We start from the raw sequence: 23,094 nt of genomic DNA on the forward strand, positions 1-23,094 counted from the left end.
CATGGGAATAGTCATTCGTCAAAGCCTGAAAGCCAGCGTCGGGTCGTACATCGGTGTCGGCATCGGGATTGTCAACCAGTTGTACGTTTCGCTGGCGTTTCTGAAAACCGACCAACTGGCGATATCGCGGCTTTTGCTGGAAAACAGCCTGTTGTTTGCGGCTTTTGCGCACCTCGGCGCTCCGTTTATTACCGACCGTTTCTTTGGTTATTTCCGCGACGACAAAACCCAGAACAACGGTTTTCTGGGCTTTCTGCTGGCTTTCCCACTGATTGGCATTAGCCTGTTTACGCTGGCGTATTTTGGCTTTGAGTCGACGATCAAGGGGTATTTTGCCGAAAAATCCGCCGGTTTACTGCCCTATTACGGGCTGGTGGTGCCCTTTACCATTTTCTGGATTTACATCACGGTGCTGGAAGCGTACTGCCGCAACAACGCCCGTATTGCCATTCCGACCTTCATCCGGGAAGTGTACCTGAAGCTGTCGAATGTGCTGATCATTCTGATGTTTGGCATTGGCTGGTACAGTTTCGACTGGATGCTGTACCTGGTGATCGGTTCGCACGGATTGGCCGTCCTGATTTTGCTGGTGTACATTTATCAACTCGGCAAGTTTTCCCTGCGGTTTGATTTCAGTCAGTTGAAAAACGGGCTGTTTCGCCAGATGGTGCATTTTGGACTGTTCGTGGTGATGGGGGGCGTCGGGACGCAGGTGGTGTATTTCATCGACCGTACGATGCTGTCGGGCGGGAAAGGCCTGATCGATGCCGGGGTCTTTATCATCGCGACCTACATCGCCGGTATCATCGAGATTCCGCGAAAAACCATCACCCAGATTTCAACGCCCCTGGTGTCCAATTCGCTGCGGACCAACGATATGGCGCACGTGCAGGAGCTGTATCACAAGTCGTCACTGAACCAGTTGCTGGCGGGCGGTTTTGTCTTTCTGCTGATCTGGGCCAATATCGACGGTATTTTTGACATTCTGCCGAAAGGAGAAATCTATCGGCAGGGGAAAATGGTCGTGCTGCTGCTGGCGTCGGCGAAGCTGTTCGAAATGGCGACCGGCGTCAACGGCGAAATCATCAATTATTCCCGGCATTTCCGGTACGCGACCTACCTGATGCTGGTCATGGCCTGCCTGGCTATCGCGGCCAATTCCTTCTTTATTCCGCGCTACGGGATCGACGGGGCGGCCCTGGCCACCACGCTCACCACCCTAGCTTTTGCGCTCAGTAAAGTCGCCATCGTCTGGGCGTTGTTTCGGATTCTGCCGTTCACCTTTTCCGGCGTGAAGGCGGTTTTTGTTCTGGTGCTGGTCTATGGCGCGTCGTTGCTGCTGCCCGAATGGGGCGGTTCGTTCTGGCTCACCCTGCTGAGCATGGCGTTTCGGTCGCTGGTGCTGACCGGCCTGTTTGCGGGGCTGGTGCTGGGGCTACGGGTTTCCGAAGATGTGAACGGCCTGGCGGGTTCGCTCTGGGGCCAGGTGCGGGCGTTTCGGCAGCGGTAATTGAAAACCGGGCAGCAGGAGCGAAGGCGGTTTTGAAAAATTAGGAGCCGAAAAGGATTCACCTTTTTGGGGAAATCACTGTACATTCGGCCCGTTGGATCAGGTGCCCATGAAGAAACAGGAACGTCAGGGAATTAAGGAAATTGCCCGTCGGGCGAACGTGGCCATTGCCACGGTGGACCGCGTGATTCACAACCGGCCCGGGGTGTCGGACAAAACCCGGGAGAAAATCAACGGCATCATTGCGGAACTGAACTACCAGCCCAATTTGCTGGCCCGGCGGCTGGCGTCCGGAAAAATCATTACGCTGGCGGTTTTAATTCCGGCCGTGACGGAAGAAACCGATTTCTGGGAAGCGCCCCTGCGCGGCATCCAGCGGGCCGAAGCCGAAATCCGGCAATACGGCATTCGCGTGGAAACGTTCTTTTTTGATCTGCGCGATGCCCGGTCGTTTCGAACCCAGGCCGACCGGATTCTGGCATCCGCGGTCGATGGGGTGTTGCTGGCCCCTTCGTTTGTGGAAGAAGCCCGCTCGTTTGTCGAAGCGTGTCACACGGCCGGTATTCCGTTCGTCTTCATTGATTCGAACCTACCCGACCAGCCGAACCTGTGCTACATCGGCCCGCCTTTGTTCCAGAGCGGTTATCTGGCGGGGAAACTTTGCACCTTTAGCCTGCGGGAAACCAGCCAACTATTGATGGTCAACATCGCGACGGCGCTGGATGGGTATACGTACCAACAGATTGAGGCCGGTTTTCGGGCGTATTTTACGGATCACCGGAAGCCGTATCCGATTGTACGGGTGGACATTCCCCAAACCGATTTTGCGTCGGTGGCCCGCCAGCTTGGGGCGCTGCTAACCAGCGGTTCGGGCTTCGATGCGGTTTTTGTCGGCAACTCCCGGGCGTTTTCCGTGGCCCGGTTTCTGGAAGGAGCCGGGTTAGCGCAAAAACCGCTGTTGATTGGCTACGATTTTGTGCCCGAAAATACCCGCTACCTGGCCCGGGGCATCATCGACTTTCTGATCTGCCACCAGCCCGAAGATCAGGGCTACCGCAGTGTCATGGCGTTGTATCAGTTTCTGGTTTTTTCCAGCCCGGTGGCGAAAGAATATTACATGCCCATTGACATTGTTACCCGGGAAAATCAGGATTTTTACCGAAATTGACGGAATTGTCCCCGTTTCCGAAAATGCCTTATATTCTACGGCGAGAAGCAGACGGGGCAAAATTTTATCGGATTTCTGGTGCAGCGGATGGCTGTTGCTGTTTTTTTGATACATTTACGGGTACGTACCCGGAATCCATACTAAGCTCGATTCATTACTTTTACTCCTAACCCTCGTAGGCATGATTGATCTTGTTGATAACCGTCGAAGTTTTTTAAAAAAAGCCGTTCTTGGCGGGGCTGCGTTGAGCTTACCCGGTTCGGTTTGGGCCACCGCTGAGGTGCCCAAAGGCAAACGGGTGGGTCTTATCGGGCTGGATACCTCGCACAGCACGGCGTTTACCAAATCGTTGAACAGCCCCGATGCAAGTCCCGATTTTGCCGGGTATAAGGTTGTGGCGGCTTATCCGTACGGAAGCCGGGATATTGAAAGCAGCACGAAGCGGATTCCGGGGTATATCGAGGAGGTCAAAAAGTTTCAGGTCGAGATTGTTGATTCCATTGCTGATCTGCTCAAAAAAGTCGATGTGGTTTTGCTCGAAACCAACGACGGCCGACTGCACCGCGAGCAGGCTATTCAGGTGCTGAAAGCGGGCAAACGGGTGTTCATCGACAAACCCATTGCGGCTTCGCTGGCCGATGTGGCGGCCATTTTTGCGGCTTCCGAAAAATATAAAATTCCGCTCTTTTCGGCTTCTTCCCTGCGCTATATCAAGGGCCTTGAGAACATCGATAAGAGCCAGGTGGTGGGTGCCGACACGTTTAGCCCGGCCACCCTGGAAAAGACACATCCCGACTTTTTCTGGTACGGCATTCACGGGGTTGAAACGCTCTACACGGTGATGGGCACGGGTTGCCGCGAAGTGGTGCGGGTGCATACGGAAGGCACCGATATCGTGGTCGGGACCTGGGCCGATGGCCGGGTTGGCACGTTCCGGGGAACACGCACCGGCAAGCACGATTACGGCGGAACGGTTTATACGCAGTCGGGCCCGGTCAAATTAGGTCCCTACGCTGGTTATGATCCGCTGTTGAAAGATATTATACGCTACTTCGAAACCGGCAAGGTTCCCGTCACACCGGCTGAAACGCTCGAAATCTTTGCCTTTATGGAAGCCGCCGACGAAAGCAAGCGCCAGGGCGGAAAACCGGTTACGCTGGAAAGTGTCCTCAGAAAAGTGACTAAATAACGTGTGCAGGGTCAGTGTCTGACGCATTACTGAAAACTGTATACCGAAAACTGAAAACCGTCTGAATCAATTCGGCTATTCCGAAAAAATAAACCCTAAACCCTACATTTTAGCCAAGACTGACATTGCCATGACAAAACATAACCAAACCGAAAATACCCGGCGGGATTTCCTCCGAAAAACCGTCCTTGGTACCGCTGTCTTATCGGCAGGCGGTATTCTGCCCGGTTTCAGTCCTGCGAGTTACGCCCGGATTCTGGGGGCAAACGAGAAAGTGCGGGTCGGGATGATGGGCGTCAACAGCCGGGGCCTGGCGCTGGCCACCAACTACGCCCTACAACCCAATTGCGAGATCGTTTCGGTATCGGACGTGGATACGCGGGCGGCTGACAAATGCATCGCCACCGTAGAGAAAGCCCAGAACCGCAAACCGCAGGATGTGCCCGATTTTCGGAAGGCGCTGGAAAACAAGGACCTGGATGCTCTGGTGATTGCGGCCCCCGACCACTGGCACGCACCGGCCGCCCTCCTGGCGTCGAAAGCCGGGAAACATGTGTACCTGGAAAAACCGTGTAGCCACAACCCGCACGAGGGCGAACTGCTGATGGCTGCGGTGAAAAAGTACCGCAATGTCATTCAGATGGGCAACCAGCGCCGGTCGTGGCCGAACGTGGCCGAAGGGATCCGGGCCGTGCAGTCGGGAGCGATTGGGCGCCCGTATTTTGCCAAAGGCTGGTATACGGCCAACCGGCCCTCGATCGGCACCGGAAAGGAAGCCGCCGTACCGAGCTGGCTGAACTATGATCTGTGGCAGGGACCGGCCCCGCGTCGTCCGTTTCGCGACAACCTGATTCACTACAACTGGCACTGGTTCTGGCACTGGGGAACGGGTGAAGCCCTCAACAACGGCACGCACATGCTCGACCTGATGCGCTGGGGGCTTGGCGTGGAGTATCCGACAAAGGTAACTTCCTCCGGGGGGCGGTATCGGTACAAAGACGACTGGGAAACGCCGGATACGCAGGTGATCAACCTGGAGTTTGCCAACCATACGGCGATGACCTGGGAGGGTCGCAGCTGCAACAGCCGGACCGTCGAAGGCAACAGCGTCGGCGTGGTATTTTACGGCGAAACCGGGTCGCTCATGATCGAGTCGGGCAATTCCTACAAGATTTTTGATTCGGATAATAAACTGGTAAAGGATGCCAAGAACGAGTTTGTGGTCGATGCCCGCAACAAGATGAATCCGTCGCAGGCGCTGGATGCCATTCACATTCAGAACTTTTTCGATGCCGTCAAAAAGGGTAGCCCACTGGCGTCCGACATCATCGGCGGGCACCAGAGCACGCTGCTGTGTCAGTTGGGGAATATCGCTCTCCGCACGGGCGGGATGCTGGACATCGACCCGAGCAACGGTCATATCAAAAACAACCGCGAGGCCCAGAAACTCTGGAAGCGCGAGTACCAGAAAGGCTGGGAAGCCACCGTTTAACCCCAAACCGTCTGACGCATGAATACGATGGCCATTGATGCCCAACAGCTCAGCAAACGTGATACCACCATTTCGATCATACTGATCGGGGTGATGTTCTTCATCTTCGGGTTTGTGTCGTGGGTGAATTCCATTCTGATTCCGTACTTCAAGATTGCCTGCGAACTGACGAGTTTTCAGGCTTATCTGGTGGCCTTTGCCTTTTACATTGCCTACTTTATTATGTCGGTTCCGGCCTCCTACCTGCTGAAAGCGTTCGGCTTCAAGAAGGGGATGATGGTCGGCTTCTGGGCGATGGCGCTGGGGGCATTTATTTTTGTACCGGCGGCCCAAACCCGAACGTATTCGATTTTTCTGACCGGTTTATTCACGATCGGCGTCGGCCTTTCGATCCTGCAAACCGCTGCGAATCCCTACATCACGATTCTGGGGCCGAAAGAACGGGCCGCTCAGCGGATCAGTATCATGGGTATTTGCAACAAGGCCGCCGGAATTCTGTCACCGCTGGTGTTTGCCGCCGTGATCCTGCGACCGACCGATACGGATCTGTTTGCGCAGTTGGGCACCATGAGTGAGGTGGAACGGGGGGCGGCCCTCGACGAGCTGGTTCGGCGGGTTATCGTGCCCTACAGCGTAATGGGCTGTTTTCTGTTCATTCTGGGCGTGCTGGTGTACCTGTCGCCCCTGCCCGAGCTGAACACCGAACAGGAGACGGAGGAGGTCGCCACGGCCAACGCGGGTAAAACGAGCATTCTGCAGTTCCCGCACCTGATGCTGGGCGCCGTCGCGATTTTCGTGCACGTCGGTACGCAGGTCATTGCCATCGATACGATTATCGGGTATGCGGGTTCGATGAATATTAGTATGCTGGAAGCCAAGGTGTTTCCGTCGTATACGCTGTTTTGCACGATTTGTGGGTATTTGATCGGGATCGTCACCATTCCGCGTTTCATCAGCCAGGTCAATGCGCTGCGGGTCTGCACGATCCTGGGGGCGGTTTTTACGCTGCTGATCATTTTTGCGAAAGGAACCCTTACGTTTCTGGGGCATACCGCCGATGTGTCGATCTGGTTTGTGGTGCTGCTCGGCCTGGCCAATTCGCTGATCTGGGCGGGCATCTGGCCGCTGGCGATCGACGGTTTGGGCCGGTTTACAAAACTGGGTGCCTCCATCCTGATCATGGGTTTGTGCGGCAACGCCATTATGCCGATGTTCTACGGGTATTTCGCCGATCAGTACGACCTGCGGACGGCCTACTGGGTCCTTTTCCCCTGTTACCTCTACCTGGTGTTTTACGCCGTGAAAGGCCACCAGATCCGTCGCTGGACACTGGCACCCTAGCGCCCGGCCCGCGGGAATTCTATTGATTTATATCAACCCCTTGTATACGAATGCTAACTTCGGCAACTTCCTCCGAACGTACTTTTCAGGTCGACCAGCTCCGGGTGAATTTATACCCCAACCGCCGGGAACTGGGCCAGCACGCGGCCCGGGCCGTCGCCGACAAAATCCGGGAGCTTCAGCAAACGCAGGAGCGGATCAACATCATTTTTGCCTCGGCTCCTTCGCAGAACGAATTTCTGGAAACCCTCGCGCAGGAAACCGGCCTTGCCTGGGACCGCATCCGGGCGTTCCACATGGATGAGTACGTGGGGCTGGCCACCGAAGCCCCGCAAAGTTTCGGCCAGTATCTGAAGCAGCAGCTTTTCGATAAAGTGTCCATTCGGGAGGTGTTTTACCTGAACGGAACGGCTCCCGATGCCGGGGACGAATGCCAGCGCTACAGCGCCCTGCTGGAGCAATACCCGACGGATATCGTTTGCCTGGGCATCGGGGAGAATTGCCACATCGCGTTCAACGATCCCCATGTAGCCGATTTCAACGATCCCCAACTGGTGAAACTGGTGGCACTGGATTTGACGAGCCGCTGGCAGCAGGTCCACGACGAATGTTTTGAAACACTGGAGCAGGTGCCCGAAACCGCCATCACCCTGACCATTCCGGCGCTGCTGCGGGGGAAACACCTGTTCTGCATGGTTCCGGCTTCGCACAAGGCTGAAGCGATTCAGCACACGCTGGTCGATGCGGTTTCGGAGCAGTACCCGGCCACCATTCTGCGGACACACCCGAACACCACCCTGTTTATCGATCAGGATAGCGCAGGCCGGTACCTGAGCGAAACCGGAGCGGAGTAGCGTTTTTATTTGGCTTTTCGTTTCGTATTTTCAGGCTCGGCAACGATCGGGACATAACCCAATGCCTGCTTTCAAACCGCCCGTAACGCCTTGAATACGCCGATTAAATCCATTGTGGGCGGTTCCATCGGGAACCTGATTGAGTGGTACGACTGGTATACCTACTCCGTGTTCTCCATGTATTTCGCGGGAGCGTTTTTCCCGGAAGAAGACGCCACGGCCCAGTTGCTGAACACGGCGGGGATCTTTGCGATCGGTTTTCTGATGCGGCCACTGGGCGGCTGGCTGCTGGGGGCGTATGCGGATCGGCAGGGGCGTAAAGCGGCTTTGACCTTGTCCGTCCTGCTGATGTGCCTGGGTTCGCTGCTGATTGCGCTGGCGCCCGGTTATCACCAGATCGGTATTCTGGCCCCGAGCCTGCTCGTGGTGGCCCGACTGATTCAGGGCCTGAGCGTGGGTGGAGAATACGGAACGGTGGCGACCTACCTGAGCGAAATTGCGCCGGACGGTCGCAAAGGCTTGTATTCGAGCTTTCAGTACGTCAGCACGACCCTGGGACAACTGCTGGCGCTGGGTGTGCTGCTGGCGCTGCAACGGTTTTTTCTGACGGCAGAGCAACTGGAAGCCTGGGGGTGGCGGATTCCGTTTCTGATCGGAACCGCGCTGGCCCTTCTGGCCCTTTTGCTGCGGCAAAATCTGTCCGAGACGACCGATTTTATCAAAAACCGGCCGAATGCCGGGCGGGCCGGAACCTTCCGCGAATTGGGGAAATACCGGAAAGAAACCGCCCTGGTGGTTGGGCTGACCATCGGCCTGACCGTTTCGTACTACACGTTTACGACCTATATCCAGAAGTTTCTGGTCAACACGGCCGGTTTTTCCAAATCGGATTCTACGGTGATTACGCTCGTTTCGCTGACGCTGTTCATGCTGGTTCAGCCGCTGGCGGGCTGGCTGGGCGACCGCTTCGGAACGAAACGGATGATGATCATCTACGGCGTGCTGGGCATATTGACGACCTATCCGCTGCTGATGTGGTTGCAAAACCCCGGCGGTATTTCGCAGGCCATTGGGCTGATTACCGTTGCGCTGGTCATTCTGAGTCTGGCCACCTCCGTATCGGCCATTATCAAAGCGGAACTGTTTCCGGTGGCCGTTCGGACGCTGGGAGTCAGCCTGCCGTACGCGCTGACGGTGGCGGTTTTTGGCGGATCGGCCGAATACGTGGCGCTGCTGTTCAAGCAGGTTGGGTATGCCAACTGGTTTTACGGCTACATCACGTTCTGCCTGCTGCTGACCCTGTACGCCAGCATGCAACTGAAACCGGCTGCCCGGCTGTTGCCCGATAAAGGCTAAATGGCCGGGCGGTTTTTGCTGTCTATTGATTTCCAGATGCTTATTGATACGCCGACAAAAGAAAAAAGACATGGGAGAAACGATGCATCGCTAAAAATAATGTGTTTCTCTCTTGTCTCCTGTCTTTTCTCTCTTGTCTTTTCTCTAACAGTCTCTAAACCCCATCCGAAACCATGCCTTCCCGTCGTGATTTTCTGAAACAGAATTCGCTGGCCATCGCCGGAGCCTTCGTTGCGGGGGGCAGTGCGGTGGCTGCTCCTACGGTCGTATCATCCAGCGCCCGCGTTCCGGCGCTGTTGGGTGGCCCGTCGGCCTGGAACAAAAACCGCTGGCCCACCTGGCCCCGCTGGAACCCTGAAACCGACGAAAAACAACTGCTGGAGGTCATGCGGAGTGGCGTTTGGTCGCGGGCGGGCGTGGTCACCGAATTTGAAAAAGCCTGGGCCAGCGCCCTCGGCGCCAAACGAGCCCTGGCGGTCGTCAACGGAACCAATGCCCTCGTGACGGCCATCGCCCAGCTCGGGATTCAGGCCGGGGATGAGGTACTGGTGCCACCGTATACCTTCATTGCCACCGTCAGTGCCGTACTGACCAATGGCGCCCTGCCGGTTTTTGTGGACATCGATCCGCGAACCTACCAGATGGACCCGGCCAAAATCGAAGCGAAAATTACCCCCAGGACAAAAGCGATCATTCCGGTGCACATCCTTGGGTTGCCCGCCGATATGAACCGCATTATGGCGATTGCCCGGAAACACAAGCTGGTGGTGATTGAAGATGCCTGTCAGGCGCACCTGGCGGAAATCGACCGGAAGAAGGTGGGAACGATTGGGGACGCTGGCTGTTTCAGTTTCCAGAATTCGAAAAACCTGCCCATTGGCGAAGGCGGGGCGGTGGTGAGCAACAACGATGCCTTCATGGACCGCTGTTTTTCCTACACGAATTTCGGGTATGCGTACGGGAACACGGTGGGCAGCGTGGGAACCGGGGCCGTGATGCAGGGCACCAAACTGCGGTTTTCGGAATACCAGGCCGCCATCGGACTCGCCCAACTGAAACGGCTGGATGCCGAAACCACCACCCGGAACGAAAATGCGGCTTACCTGAAAGCAAAAATCAAAGCCATTCCGGGCATTGTGCCCTACGAACTGTATCCCAATGTGACGCGGGCGGCTTTTCACCTCTTTCCGTTTCGGTACCAGGCGGATGCCTTCAAAGGCCTTTCCCGCGCGGATTTTCTGGCGGCTCTTACGGCAGAAGGGGTTCCGTGTTCCTCCGGCTACATTCCGCTCAATACGCAGCCTTTTTTGAAGGAAACCTTCCGGTCGAAGGCATTTCAGCATATTTATGCCCGGGAAAGCTTGAATATCGATCGGTACAACGAACGGAATGCCTGTCCCGAAAACGAGCAGTTGTGCCGCGAAGCCGTCTGGTTTACGCAGAATATGTTGCTGGCCGAACGGTCCGATATGGAGGCCATCGCCAGCGCGATTGAGAAAATTTACCAGAACGCCGAGACGCTGAAAAAACGGGCGAAATAACCGGCCCTCATGCGAAACCAACCGGCCGGTTTTAAAACCGCATCCCGAAAATGAATTTCGGTGATTCCACGGCTCCCAGGTGCTTTTTGAAACGAATCAGCCCTTCGTTTGGAATGCCCTTGCTGGTCGAAATGCCCAGATCGAGTAGCGAAATGTGGTGTTGCTGGCAGTAGCTATACAGGGATTCGATGAGCAGAACCGACGGACTGAACGACAGGTACTCTTCGTGATCGGCGGGAAGAAAATAATACAGAATGTCGGGCGTCACCCGAATGCCCAGACAGGCGGCAATCAACTGGTGGTGGTTTCGCACCGTAAAAACCGGGCAGACATCACCGAAGGTCGTCAGCAAACCGGCCAGCGTTCCACTATCCATGGTTAGCGGCAGAGCCTTCCGGATGCGGGCTTTCCGGATGAAGGCAAACAGTGCGTCCGAATCCGGATTTTCCCAGATTTGCGTGGTGAAACCGGCCTGCTGGCACTTCCGAAGCCGCCGTCGCTCGGCGGCATGCAGGTTTTCGGCGAAAGGTTGGCTGCTAACCGGCAGGTGTTGATTCAGTTCTTCGTACTCCACCACAAAGCCCGCAGTCAGTAGAACCACCCGGAGCCGGTGCGCGGCCGAAACCGCATAACAATCCGGGTAATTGACCAGCCGAATTCCCTGAACGGGTACTTGCTGGCAATAGGTCACGACCGCCGTAACCAGGCGATGCAGGTCCGCATCCGGTACGTCGTCCGCAAATTCAACCGACCCAAACGAAGCCGCACCCGGACTAACGGCCTGGTGATCGCGGATAAAAATCGCACAGTGGGCATCGGCCCACCCGGTTTTGACATTGATTAACGCGAAATAATGGAGCGGTCGGCAGGGTTGGTTGAGCAAATGCCGGGCCTGCAGAAACAAAAAACCGTCCCGGTAAAACCGGGGCAGCTGGCTGGGCAGTGGATTTTCGACGTGCAGGATTTCGTACACCGGTCGGTGGGAAAGGCCAGGAGTTAGTTCTTCTTTTTGTGCTGTTTTTTGAGCCAGCGTTCGTGCACCAGCTGAATGATTCCGTCTTTCAGGCCGAGATCGGGCACAATGATGGTGTCGGCGCCCGCCCATTTCATGACCGCAATGTAAATGTCAGCCGCCGGAATAATGACGTCGGCGCGGTCGGCGTTCAGCCGCAGTTTGTTGATCCGGTCGTCCAGGCTGTAGCCGGAAATATAATTCCGCATCCGTTCGATTTCGGCCAGCGTGGTTGTGTCCGAAATTTTGGAAACGAGGTTGAAGATTTTGTTGATGTTGCCGCCCGTACCGACGGCCACGATTTCCTGCGATGGCAGCACGTTTTCGGCCACCCATTCTTTCATTTTGTTCCAGGCCCCTTTGGTTTCTTTTCCCTCCAGCAGGCGCACGGAGCCAATTTTGAACGATTTGGAGTTGACCTTTTTGCGGTTCAGATAGAGGTTCAGTTCGGTGCTGCCCCCACCTACATCGATGTGCAGAAACTGCCGTTCGTCGAGCGCCTGAACCACCACATTGTTAATCAGTTGGGCTTCTTTCTGGCCGTCGATGATGTTGATTTCGATGCCGGTCAGTTCCTTGATCCGCGTGGCGACTTTGTGCCCGTTGGCGGCTTCCCGCATGGCCGAGGTGGCGCAGGCCATATAATCTTCCACTTCGTGCAACTCCATCAGCAGTTTATAAACCTGCATCAGTTTGTTGGTCCGAACCTCGCTTTCCGGCGTAATTTCCCCGTAGTTAAACACATCGTGTCCCAGCCGGAGCGGAAACCGGACGTATTCGACTCGTTTAAAGCTGATTACGTCGTCGACGTGCAGAACCGTGGAGATCTGGAGCCGGGCCGCGTTGGAGCCGATGTCAATCGCTGCAATTTTCAAGGTGACGTTGGAAAAGTGGTACTGAAACGCCCAAATATAGTCAATTTACGTCCGCAGACGAAATGAGCCGGTTTTTCTGCGGTGCAGGAATTTTGCCCAAAATCCAAAAAGGACGGATTCGCGTTAACGGGCGGTTTTGTTCCTGTCCTGGGCAACCGGACGAAGAATGGCCGGGTTTCGCGACCGGAATCCGGCGGACATCACCGCCGATCGCAACCACTCGGATAGGGAATCTTTTCGGTGCTCACGCGGTTTTTCGGCTATGCGCATCGATTTGGTAAAAGACGGCGCTTTTCCTATTTTTGTACAACGCTTATCGAGAAAGACGGAGGGATTGGACCCAATGAAGTCTTGGCAACCATTCAACCCCCTTGAAAAAGGTGCCAAATTCCGCCCCGCTGGTGGGGACAGATAAGTTGAAAGTATGCTCCCCGCTTCCTTTCTTCGATAAGCTATTCCGTGAACATTGCCTTTTTCTGCCAGAACCGGCTGATTGTCTGGACTCTATTGCTATAACCAATTCACGAACTTGGAAAAAATAACTAACCTTCTTCAGCAGCGCATTTTGATGCTCGACGGTGCCATGGGGACCATGATTCAGCGCTACAAACTGGGCGAAGAAGACTACCGCGGAACCCGGTTTGCCGACTGGCCGCACGAACTGAAAGGCAACAACGACCTGCTGTCGATCACGCAGCCGCACATTATTAAGGAAATTCACCGCCAGTACCTCGATGCGGGTTCGGACATCATCGAAACCAATACGTTCAGCGGAACGTGGGTGGCGATGGCCGACTACCACATGGAAGAACTGGTGTATGAACTGAATTATCAGTCGGCGAAAATTGCCAGGGAAGTAGCGCAGGAAGTGACGCGCCTGACGCCCGACAAACCCCGGTTTGTGGCCGGAGCGATGGGGCCCACCACGCGACTGGCGTCGATGTCGCCGGATGTAAACAACCCGGGTTACCGGGCCATCACCTTCGATCAACTGGTCGAAGCGTTTTATACGCAGGTGTCCGGTCTGGTGGAAGGTGGAGCCGATCTGCTGCTGATTGAAACGATCACGGATACACTCAATGCCAAAGCGGCTTTGTTTGCGATTGATAAATACTTTTCGGACAAAGGGTTGGCGCCGTTGCCAATCATGGTCTCAGGGACGATTACCGACGCGTCGGGCCGGACGTTATCGGGCCAGACGACGGAAGCGTTCCTGTATTCGGTTTCGCACCTGCCGCTGCTCAGTATTGGTCTGAACTGCGCGATGGGGGCCGAACTACTGCGCCCGTATGTGCAGACACTGGCGAAAGAATCGCCCTTCTATACCTCCGCCTACCCCAATGCCGGTTTACCCAACGAAATGGGTGAATACGATCAGTCGCCCGAAGAAATGGCCGCCCAGATCGAAGGCTTTGTGCAGGACGGTTTTGTCAACATCGTCGGCGGTTGCTGCGGTTCGACGCCCGATCACATCCGGGCGATTGCCCAAGCCGTCGCCAAATACCAGCCGCGGCCCAAACCGCAGCCGGAACCGTACCAGAAACTGAGCGGCCTGGAGCCGCTGAAAATCACGGAAGTAACCAACTTCGTCAACGTTGGGGAACGGACCAACGTAACCGGTTCGAAAGCGTTTGCGCGGTTGATCAAAGCCGGCGATTACGATGCGGCTTTGTCGGTGGCGCGTCAGCAGGTCGAGAACGGCGCGCAGGTGATCGACGTGAACATGGATGAGGGGATGCTCGATTCGGTGGAGGTGATGACGACCTTCCTGAACCTGATTGCCTCGGAGCCGGATATTGCCCGCGTGCCTATCATGATCGACTCCTCGAAGTGGGAGGTGATCGAAGCGGGTCTGAAATGCGTGCAGGGCAAAGCCATCGTGAACTCCATTTCGCTGAAAGAAGGCGAAGAAGCGTTCATTGAGCGGGCTCGTCTGATCAAACGCTACGGCGCGGCCGCCGTGATCATGGCGTTTGACGAAACCGGTCAGGCCGATAACTACGAACGGCGGATCGAAATCTGCGAACGGGCGTACCGGATTCTGGTCGATCAGGTCGGTTTTCCGGCCCAGGATATCATTTTCGACCCCAACATCCTGACGGTGGCGACCGGGATCGAGGAGCACAACAACTACGCCGTCGATTTCATCAATGCCACGCGCTGGATCAAGGAAAACCTGCCGTTGGCGAAGGTGAGTGGTGGGGTGTCCAACATTTCATTCTCGTTCCGGGGCAACGAAGTGGTGCGGGAAGCGATGCACTCGGTTTTCCTCTACCACGCCATCAAAGCCGGGATGGACATGGGTATCGTGAACGCGGGGCAACTGGCGGTTTACGACGAAATTCCGAAGAACCTGCTCGAGTACTGCGAAGACGTGCTGCTGAACCGCCGTCCGGACGCGACGGAGCGCCTGGTGGCGTTTGCCGAAACCGTTAAGGCGAAGGGCAAAGAGGTGGTGCAGGACGAAAGCTGGCGGCAGGAATCGGTGGCCGAACGACTGAAACACGCCCTGGTGCGTGGCATTACGGATTATATCGAGGAGGATACGGAAGAAGCCCGGCAGCAGTTTGAACGCCCGATTGAGGTCATCGAAGGACCCCTGATGGATGGGATGAACGTGGTCGGCGATCTGTTCGGTGAAGGAAAGATGTTTCTGCCGCAGGTTGTGAAGTCGGCGCGGGTGATGAAAAAAGCCGTGGCCTACCTGTTGCCGTTCATCGAAGCCAGTAAGTCGGAAGGAGCCAAAGCCGCCGGAAAAATCCTGATGGCGACCGTCAAAGGCGACGTGCACGACATTGGGAAGAACATTGTCGGTGTGGTGCTGGGCTGTAACAACTACGAAATCATCGATTTGGGCGTAATGGTGCCGACGCAGAAAATTCTGGAGGAAGCCAAAAAGCACAACGTCGATATCATTGGGCTGAGCGGCTTGATTACGCCCTCGCTCGACGAGATGGTGGGCGTAGCCAAGGAGATGGAACGGCAGGGCTTCACGATTCCGCTGTTGATCGGTGGCGCCACCACCTCCCGGATTCATACGGCCGTCAAGATCGATCCGCATTATTCGGGACCGGTGATTCACGTGCTGGATGCCAGCCGGAGTGTGCCCGTCGCCGGGCGGCTGACCAGTGAGCAGGCGACCGTTCGGAACCAGATTTTTGACGAAATCAAAGCGGAATACCGGAAACTCCGGGATGATCACGCCCGGCGGAAGCAGGATAAAAACTACCTGAGCCTCCATGCCGCCCGCAAGAACAAAACCGCTATCGACTGGTCGGCCTTTGAGCCGGTAAAACCGCAATTTCTGGGCAACCGGTATTTTCCGGATTATTCGCTGAAAGAAATCGCCGAGTACATCGACTGGACGCCGTTTTTCCAGACCTGGCAGTTGCACGGAAAATACCCGAAGATTTTCGAGGATGCGGTGGTCGGGAAAGAAGCCAAAAAGCTCTACGACGATGCCAACCGGCTGTTGCAGCGGGTGATCGACGAAAAACTCCTGAAAGCGAAAGCCGTCGTCGGATTTTTCCCGGCCAACTCGGCTGAAGATGATGTGTTGCTGCATGAGTTTGAGGAAATCGCCCACGAAGTACCCTGCGAGCGGCACGGGACGCACACGCATATTGAGTACAAACTCAGCCGTCTGGCAAACCGCTCGTCGGCATTGGCAGGGGCCGATGTTTCGGTTTCGACTTCAACGGTAACGGATTTCAAATCCGCAGCCGACTCCGTCAGGATGGCAAATCCTGACGAGCCGCTGAAACCGGTTGGAGAACTGGTGTATGATACCAAAGTCGTCCTGCATTTCCTGCGGCAGCAGAACCAGAAAGCACCCGGTTTGCCGAATTTCTGTCTGGCAGATTTCGTGGCCCCGCTGGAAACCGGCCATACGGATTACATCGGCGGTTTTGCCGTGACCGCGGGCATCGGCATCGAGAAACTGATCGAAGCCTTCGAGCGCGACCATGACGATTACAACAGCATCATGATCAAGGCCATCGCCGACCGGCTGGCCGAAGCGTTCGCCGAACTGATGCACAAACGGGTCCGGACGGAATTCTGGCCGTATGCAACCGGTGAAAACCTGTCCAATGAGGAGTTGATCAAGGAAGAGTACCAGGGGATTCGCCCGGCCCCCGGCTATCCGGCCTGCCCGGACCATACGGAAAAAGCCACCTTGTTTGAGCTGCTCAATGCGGGCGAAATCGGAATTGAGCTGACCGAAAGTTTTGCCATGTATCCGGCCTCCTCGGTGAGCGGTTTTTATTTTTCGCACCCGGCATCCCGGTATTTTGCCGTGGGTAAAATTACTAAGGATCAGGTGTTTGCCTATGCGCAACGCAAGCAGATGAGCGTGGAAGATGTCGAACGCTGGCTGGCGCCGGTGCTGGCTTACGACGCGTAAGCAGAAAACAGACACCCCCCTTTGGAGAAACTTTCGCATGAAAGTTTCTTTTTTTGTTTGGATATATCGGAATCTTGTATATATTTACTCCATATTTATTGGTGAACAATTAGGATTGCAAAATATGGAACCATCAAGCAATGAGTTTTTGCGGGGAACCCTCAAAACCATCGTATTAAAACTACTGACCGAACAGGGCCGGATGTACGGGTACGAAATCACGCAGTCCGTCAAGGAACGGACCCAGGGCGAAGTGGTGCTGACATTCGGAGCGCTGTACCCGGTTTTGCACAAGCTGCAACAGGAAGGATTGTTGATCACGGAGTCGGTGGAGGTCGATGGGCGGTTGCGAAAATACTACACGCTGACTCCGCGTGGTAATGAAATGGCGGTTCAGAAGGTTTCTGACTTCGAACGCTTTGTTGAAATAATGAAACAACTCCTCCAACCCGCTCCGGCTTTGTCGCTGGGTAATTAATCGTTACATTAACCGCCCTAAACTGCTTTTAAACATGGAAAAGCTCAGCCCGCAACAAATCGATACATTATATCGTCATTTGGTCTGGAACGGCACGGACGAGGCATTGTTCGAAGAACTTCTCGACCACCTGGCCTGTGAGGTGGAGCATTACATGTGGATCGGTCTTCCGTTTGAGAAGGCGCTGGAAAAAGTTCAGCTCGAAGCCAACGCGAAAGCCGTTAAACAACTGCGTAAAACCTACCAGATCGAGCTGACCATGTCGGAGAAACAACTTCAGCAGGCCGATCTGGACGATATCGTTTTTCAGTTCCGGAACAAGGCCTACGGTGCCTACGACCTGCGGCAGGAATACCGGAATTCCCTGCTGACGGCACTGCTGATGACCGTCGGGATGGTGTTGATGATGATGTCGCTGCTGACCAGTTTCAATACCGGCAAATGGTCGTACCTGAGCGTCTGGGGTATGGTCTGGACGACCGGTTTAATCAGCTTTTCCTATGCTGTCGGTACCTGTATCCGCCAGTCGATTCAGCAACGCTACCGGATCGTGCGGTAACTCTTTATCCTGATCAGTCTTAACGCCCGAAGCTGTGGTTCGATCGACCTACCGCTCCGGGCGTTCTTATTCGTGGCCGCCTAGCTCAATTCTTTTGGGTAGAAATTCAGGATGGGAACGCATTGGCGTCAATTTCCTCGTAACTTTGCGCCCCTTTTTACCCAACCAGCAGCAGGCATGACTCCCATTTCGTGCGGAATCGATTTCGGTACCTCCAATTCAAGCATTGCCATTGACCAGGCCGGGCAGATTACGCTCGTGCCGGTTGAGCAATCGCACGTTACGATTCCCAGCGCCATCTTTTACCGGCGCATCGATAACAAACCGTGTTACGGCCGTACCGCCATTCACGCCTTTTTTGACCGGCAGGATGGTCGGTTTATGCGCAGCCTGAAACGGGTCCTCGGCACCTCGCTGATGACGCAGGGGACCATCGTGAACGGCACGGTGATGAATTTTACGACGATCATAGCCTCGTTCCTGAAAACCCTGAAGGCGAAAGCCGAAGCCGATGCGGGGCAGGAAATCGAACAGGTCGTGATGGGCCGACCGGTTCACTTTGTCGATCAGTCGCCGGAAGCCGATGCCCGGGCGCAGGCGGAACTGAAGGTGATTGCCCAGCGCATCGGATTTAAGGACATCGATTTCCAGTTCGAGCCAATCGCGGCTGCTTTTGCCCACGAAGCCCGCCTGACCGGCGAGAAGCTGGCCATTGTGGCCGACCTGGGCGGAGGGACCTCGGATTTTACGGTGATCCGGCTGTCGAACCGTTCCATCCATAAACCGGATCGGTCGTCGGATATACTGGCCAATACCGGGGTTCGGGTGGGCGGCAACGATTTTGATAAGCACCTAAGTTTGACGGCCATTATGCCTGAACTGGGGTACCGCAGTACCTACGGGGACAAATGCCTGGAAGTGCCGCTGAAACCGTTTCATGATCTGGCGGAATGGAGTAAGGTTAACTTTCTGTATACGCCGAAGCTGATCATGCAAACCCGGCAGTTGCTGCACCAGTCGCACGACAAAAACCGCTACGGGAGGCTCCTGAACGTGCTGGAAAACGAAACCGGCCACGCACTGCTGGGCGCGGCCGAAGAAGCCAAAATGGCGCTGACGGCCCAGGAAATGTACCAGACTCCCATTGATTTCGTCGAGGAAGGCTTTTTAATCCCGATCCACCGGGCGCAATTCGAAACCGCCATTCAGGGAGAAGTCCGGAAAATTACGACTTCGGCCACCGAATGTCTGCAAAATGCAGGGGTTCGGAACGACGACATCGAACTGGTCATTCTGACCGGTGGTTCCACCGAAGTGCCGCTTGTCCAGGCCGAATTCCGGCGGCTTTTCCCGAAGGCCGCCATTGCCGACGAAAACAAACTCTCCAGCGTTGGGCTGGGGCTGGCCTACGACAGCCGGAACAAATTTGGTCATGGCGTTTATAAAACCGCTTAAACCCGGTAAATCCCGTCGTCTTTGATGACAATCTTCCGTTCGCGGAACAGGGCACCGATGGCTTTTTTAAACGTTTTCTTGCTCATTTCCAGCGTGCGGTAAATCTCGTCCGGGTCGCTGTTGTCGCTCAGGGGCAAAAAACCGCGTTGCTTTTCCAGCAGGGTCAGAATCCGTTCGGCATTGGGTTCCACGTTTTCGTATCCCGGTTTTTGCAGGCTGACATCCAGTCGGTTATCTTCCCGGATCTGCTTGATATAGCCCGTCAGGCGGTCGCCAGGATAGACCCGCTGGAAGATTTCGTTGGCGTACACCAGCCCGCGGTAGCGGTTGTTGATGATGACGTTAATCCCCAGGTCGGTCGATTCGTAGGCCAGCAGCGACACTTCCTGCCCTTCTTCCAGATTCGGTTTGCCCGTATCCAGAAACCGGTTCAACCGGTTGGAAGCCACCAGCCGGTCGGTTTCGTGATCGAGGTACAGATACACGACATACCAGCGTCCGACTTCCATCGGAATGCTTTGTTCGCGGTAGGGTACGAGCAGGTCTTTTTCCAGCCCCCAGTCCAGAAACGCCCCCACGCGCGACACCGACACCACCTGCAGGCGCGCGAATTCATTGCGCATGATTTTCGGCGTCAGCGTGGTGGCAATCAGCCGGTCTTCCGAGTCGGTGTAGACAAACACCTCAATATCATCATCGACCCGCAGCCCGTCGGGTACGTATTTGTTGGGGAGCAGCAGATCCGTGCCCTCGTCGTCGCCCAGGAAAAAACCGACACTGGTTTCACGAAGCGCGCGTAGCGTATTTAGTTTTCCGATTTGTATCATTCGTTCGTTTTTCGGAGCGGTTAGTTCCCCTGACGGGTAGCCCAGGCATCCATTTTGCGTTCCAGTATGTCCAGCGGCATGCAGCCGTCTTTCAGAAATTCGTCGTGAAAAGCCGCCAGACTGAATCGATCACCGAGTTGTTGTTCGTATTTAGTGCGCAATTCCCGGATTTTCAAAGCGCCGATTTTATACGACAGCGCCTGCCCCGGAATAGCCATGTACCGCTCGATTTCGGCCACCGCGCCTTCTTCCGCTATCGGCTCGTTGGCCATCATATAGCGGATGGCTTCCTCGCGGGTCATGTGTTTGGTATGAAGGGCCACATCGACCACCAGCCGGATCGCCCGGTGCATCTCGTCATTCAACGCCCCCATATACTGGTACGGATCGGTGTAGAGGCCGAGTTCTTTTCCCAGGGATTCGCAATACAAGGCCCATCCTTCGCCGTAGGCACCGTACCAGGCAAACCGCCGGAATTTGGGTAGGCTGGTGTCTTCCTGCTGGAGCGAAAACTGGTAGTGGTGGCCCGGAATGGCTTCGTGCAGAAAGAGCGATTCCATGCCGGACGTCACGTTGAATTTCCGGGCGTCCGGGATCGGGACGTAGAAAACACCGGGTCGGCTGCCATCCGCCGAAGCCGGGTTGTATTCGGCGCTGGCCGACGCTTCGCGGAATTTCTCGGTTTGCCGGATTTCGAATCGTGACTTCGGGGTTTTGGTAAACATCGTCTTCAGATTCGGCTCGATCCGGGTCAGAATGGCGTTGAAAGCTGCCAGCACCTCTTTCGGCTGCTGGTATGGGTAAAACTTCGGATCGGTTTTGAGGTGGGTGAAAAACTGGTCGAGGGTGCCCGTAAAACCGACCTGCGTTTTCACTTTCTCCATTTCCGCCCGAATCCGGGCCACTTCTTTCAAACCGGTCTGGTAAATTTCTTCCGGCGTTTTGTCGGTGGTCGTCCAGGTCCGGACGAGGTAGTTATAAAGCGCCGGCCCCTGCGCAACCGCGTCGATGCCCGAAGTCGTGCGGGCCTTGGGCAGGTATTCATTTTGCAGAAAATCGCCCAGCTTCCGGTACGTCGGGACGATTTCCTCCCGAATCGCTTTTTGATAAGCCGCCGTCAGCCGGTTTTTATCGGCCTCGCTGAAATCCTTGGGAAGTTTGTTGATCGGTCCGTAGAACAGACTTTGGGTCGGGTCGCTGACCACCAGATCGGTCATCTGCGGAATCATTTTCAGCACCAGACTTTTGGGCCAGGTAATGCCGGCGTCGATGCCTTTCCGGAAGTTGACAAGGGCCGAGTCGCCCCAGACCGCAAAGGCCGAGATCCGTTTCAGCCAGTCGTCGTAATCCTTCACGGTGTTGAACGGCTGCGCACTGGCTCCGCTGCCCAACTGCCCGAACGTCAGCGTCAGGCCATCAAACTGCGAGAAGGGTACGTATTCGAGGTGAAATTTGAACTGCTCCAACTGGAGTTCGAGTTCGCGTTTCAGAATGTCGTACGAAATCTGGTCCTGTTCCGGGAGCGATGCGCGGTCGAAGGTTTTCAGTTTGTCCAGATAGGTCGTATAAAACGCTTTGGTCTGGTCGAGGTAAGCCTGCGAATTGCTGTTGGGCAACTGATCGTTATACCGGTTATCCCCCTGAAACGTGGCTTCCAGCGGAAACAGTTTTAGCCGTTCTTCGTAATAATCGTCCACGGTTTTGGTAAAATCGGCGTTTGCGGCCGTGTTTTCCTGTCCGGTTTTGGAGTTACAAGCCATCATTGAAGCCATGAGCAGGGCGGTTACCAGAATCGTTTTCATACCAAAGATTCCATCGAAAAAGGTTCGGACCGGAAAGGTAAAAAGAAACCGCTGAAAACCCTGATCAAGCCGTTGCCGGGGTTTTAACATTTTGCCCGCAAACCGGTTATTCATAAAAATAACCACTCAGCGTTATGAACAAGATTGATCGACGGGAAGATGTGAACCCGGAAGAGGGGCAGCATCAATACGGTGACGTAACGTTTGCCGACCCGACCAACAAAAAATACCCGATTGATACGCCCGAACACGTTCGGGCGGCCTGGTCGTATATCAACCACAAAGACAATGCGGCCAAGTACGATGCGGATGAGGTGGAAACCATCAAAGACCGGATTCGGCGGGCGGCTAAGAAATACGATATCGAAATCAAGGCCGACTAAAGCGGTGAAAGAACGCAAAAGGCCGGGAATACTCTACGTCATTCCCGGCCTTTTGCGTTCTTTCAGCTTTTCATCATGGCTTTCATGGTTTCCAGTGCCTTCCGGCGGTTCGCCAGCAATTGCCCGGCATAGGCTTTCAGGGCCTGGTCTTTCGCGAATGAAAGGTACGATTCCGTCAGGTCGATGCTGTCCTGCTGATGCTGCGTCAGGATGGTCAGAAAATCTTTTTCGGGATCGTCGGTCAGGCGGCCGTTCATACCATTTTTTAAGTCCAGTTCCATTGCCAGAAGCTTCTGGTCGATCTGCTGGGCAAAAGCCGGATTCGGCGTACTGCTCCGGAGCCGGGGCGTTATCTTTCGAAGGTCGTTGCCGTCCTGTTGTTTCTGCGCCACCAGTTGCTGGATGGTGTTGACCAGCGCCGGATTTTTGCTGGTTTTCATGCCTTGCTGCAATAACTCGGCTTCGGCCTGATCACGAATCCGAATCAGGATGGCATAATCATGATCCGGGTCGCCCGTTCGGTTAACGGCTTTGCTCTTGGCCAGCATACTCGATAAGGGTTGCATCAGAACGCTCGTGGAGCGGTTTTTAGCGGGTACTTCCGAGCGGTTTTCGCGCCCCGCATCCGGTTGCCGGCGGTTATCGGCCTGCCCATAAACCGGCCCCACACCGGCCCACACCAGCAGCGAAACCGTCACCAGTCCCGTTGCCCGAAATCCTGCCTTACGATTTATCATAGCGTTGAGGGGTTAAAAGTGAACTCGTCTATCCCTTTAGTAACTACCTGAAACCGATTTCGTTTACGCTTTCCAGAGCGCATCACGGACACCCGTTCGCCGAACCGGTT

Annotated in this window: 18 protein-coding genes and 1 riboswitch; of the genes, 13 read left to right on the forward strand and 5 right to left on the reverse strand. The window is 55.3% G+C overall.

Annotation, left to right across the window (positions count from 1 at the left end; translation table 11 throughout):
* The first annotated feature begins 1 nt into the window (after position 1).
* The 8 genes from ACFPMF_RS08915 (at position 2) to ACFPMF_RS08950 (ending at position 10,451) form a co-directional block, all read left to right on the forward strand.
* Positions 2–1,510 (forward strand): lipopolysaccharide biosynthesis protein, encoded by a 1,509-nt coding sequence (locus tag ACFPMF_RS08915; protein WP_379843349.1) that lies wholly within the window; start codon positions 2–4, stop codon positions 1,508–1,510.
* A gap of 109 nt (positions 1,511–1,619) precedes the next feature.
* Positions 1,620–2,678: a LacI family DNA-binding transcriptional regulator gene (locus ACFPMF_RS08920; RefSeq protein ID WP_379843352.1), complete on the forward strand. Its 1,059-nt coding sequence runs from the start codon at positions 1,620–1,622 to the stop codon at positions 2,676–2,678.
* Between the two features lie 181 nt (positions 2,679–2,859).
* On the forward strand, positions 2,860–3,867 hold the full coding sequence (locus ACFPMF_RS08925) for a Gfo/Idh/MocA family protein (RefSeq protein WP_379843355.1): 1,008 nt from the start codon (positions 2,860–2,862) through the stop codon (positions 3,865–3,867).
* A gap of 130 nt (positions 3,868–3,997) precedes the next feature.
* Positions 3,998–5,359, forward strand: coding sequence for a Gfo/Idh/MocA family protein (locus tag ACFPMF_RS08930; RefSeq protein ID WP_379843358.1), 1,362 nt, complete (start codon positions 3,998–4,000; stop codon positions 5,357–5,359).
* Positions 5,360–5,377: 18 nt separating this feature from the next.
* The gene (locus tag ACFPMF_RS08935; RefSeq protein ID WP_379843361.1) at positions 5,378–6,700 is read left to right on the forward strand and encodes a sugar MFS transporter; all 1,323 of its coding nucleotides are present in this window, start codon (positions 5,378–5,380) and stop codon (positions 6,698–6,700) included.
* Positions 6,701–6,750: 50 nt separating this feature from the next.
* A complete protein-coding gene (locus ACFPMF_RS08940; RefSeq protein ID WP_379843363.1) occupies positions 6,751–7,554 on the forward strand; it encodes a glucosamine-6-phosphate deaminase in 804 nt (267 codons plus the stop codon).
* A 90-nt stretch (positions 7,555–7,644) separates the two neighbouring features.
* Entirely contained in the window at positions 7,645–8,910 is a 1,266-nt protein-coding gene (locus ACFPMF_RS08945) for an MFS transporter (RefSeq protein WP_379843366.1), read from the forward strand.
* Positions 8,911–9,083: 173 nt separating this feature from the next.
* Positions 9,084–10,451: a DegT/DnrJ/EryC1/StrS family aminotransferase gene (locus tag ACFPMF_RS08950; RefSeq protein WP_379843368.1), complete on the forward strand. Its 1,368-nt coding sequence runs from the start codon at positions 9,084–9,086 to the stop codon at positions 10,449–10,451.
* 31 nt (positions 10,452–10,482) lie between these two features.
* Here ACFPMF_RS08950 and ACFPMF_RS08955 read toward each other — a convergent pair whose 3' ends face one another.
* Complete coding sequence (locus ACFPMF_RS08955) at positions 10,483–11,424, reverse strand: GNAT family N-acetyltransferase (RefSeq protein WP_379843371.1); 942 nt, start codon at positions 11,422–11,424, stop codon at positions 10,483–10,485.
* A 23-nt stretch (positions 11,425–11,447) separates the two neighbouring features.
* On the reverse strand, positions 11,448–12,338 hold the full coding sequence (locus ACFPMF_RS08960; RefSeq protein ID WP_379843374.1) for a Ppx/GppA phosphatase family protein: 891 nt from the start codon (positions 12,336–12,338) through the stop codon (positions 11,448–11,450).
* 310 nt (positions 12,339–12,648) lie between these two features.
* A riboswitch (SAM riboswitch) is annotated at positions 12,649–12,756 on the forward strand.
* Positions 12,757–12,921: 165 nt separating this feature from the next.
* On the opposite strand from ACFPMF_RS08960, the gene metH reads away from it, so the two are divergent.
* From metH to ACFPMF_RS08980, 4 genes are all read left to right on the forward strand, one after another.
* Entirely contained in the window at positions 12,922–16,743 is a 3,822-nt protein-coding gene (gene metH / locus ACFPMF_RS08965) for a methionine synthase (protein WP_379844564.1), read from the forward strand.
* 124 nt (positions 16,744–16,867) lie between these two features.
* Positions 16,868–17,221 (forward strand): PadR family transcriptional regulator, encoded by a 354-nt coding sequence (locus ACFPMF_RS08970; protein WP_379843376.1) that lies wholly within the window; start codon positions 16,868–16,870, stop codon positions 17,219–17,221.
* 34 nt (positions 17,222–17,255) lie between these two features.
* Complete coding sequence (locus tag ACFPMF_RS08975) at positions 17,256–17,780, forward strand: hypothetical protein (protein WP_379843378.1); 525 nt, start codon at positions 17,256–17,258, stop codon at positions 17,778–17,780.
* Positions 17,781–17,957: 177 nt separating this feature from the next.
* Positions 17,958–19,235, forward strand: coding sequence for an Hsp70 family protein (locus tag ACFPMF_RS08980; protein ID WP_379843381.1), 1,278 nt, complete (start codon positions 17,958–17,960; stop codon positions 19,233–19,235).
* Here the strand turns inward: ACFPMF_RS08980 and ACFPMF_RS08985 are convergent.
* Positions 19,232–20,062 (reverse strand): CvfB family protein, encoded by an 831-nt coding sequence (locus ACFPMF_RS08985; RefSeq protein ID WP_379843384.1) that lies wholly within the window; start codon positions 20,060–20,062, stop codon positions 19,232–19,234. The two genes, ACFPMF_RS08980 and ACFPMF_RS08985, sit on opposite strands and share 4 nt — an antisense overlap.
* Before the next feature lie 20 nt (positions 20,063–20,082).
* Positions 20,083–21,864: a DUF885 domain-containing protein gene (locus ACFPMF_RS08990; RefSeq protein WP_379843387.1), complete on the reverse strand. Its 1,782-nt coding sequence runs from the start codon at positions 21,862–21,864 to the stop codon at positions 20,083–20,085.
* A gap of 134 nt (positions 21,865–21,998) precedes the next feature.
* On the opposite strand from ACFPMF_RS08990, the gene ACFPMF_RS08995 reads away from it, so the two are divergent.
* Positions 21,999–22,247, forward strand: a complete 249-nt coding sequence (locus tag ACFPMF_RS08995; RefSeq protein WP_379843390.1) for a DUF6582 domain-containing protein — start codon at positions 21,999–22,001, stop codon at positions 22,245–22,247.
* A 62-nt stretch (positions 22,248–22,309) separates the two neighbouring features.
* On the opposite strand, the gene ACFPMF_RS09000 is transcribed toward ACFPMF_RS08995, so the two are convergent.
* Entirely contained in the window at positions 22,310–22,984 is a 675-nt protein-coding gene (locus ACFPMF_RS09000; protein WP_379843392.1) for a hypothetical protein, read from the reverse strand.
* Positions 22,985–23,094: the final 110 nt, after the last annotated feature.

The organism is Larkinella bovis (assembly GCF_042655385.1).
Lineage (GTDB): Bacteria > Bacteroidota > Bacteroidia > Cytophagales > Spirosomataceae > Larkinella > Larkinella bovis.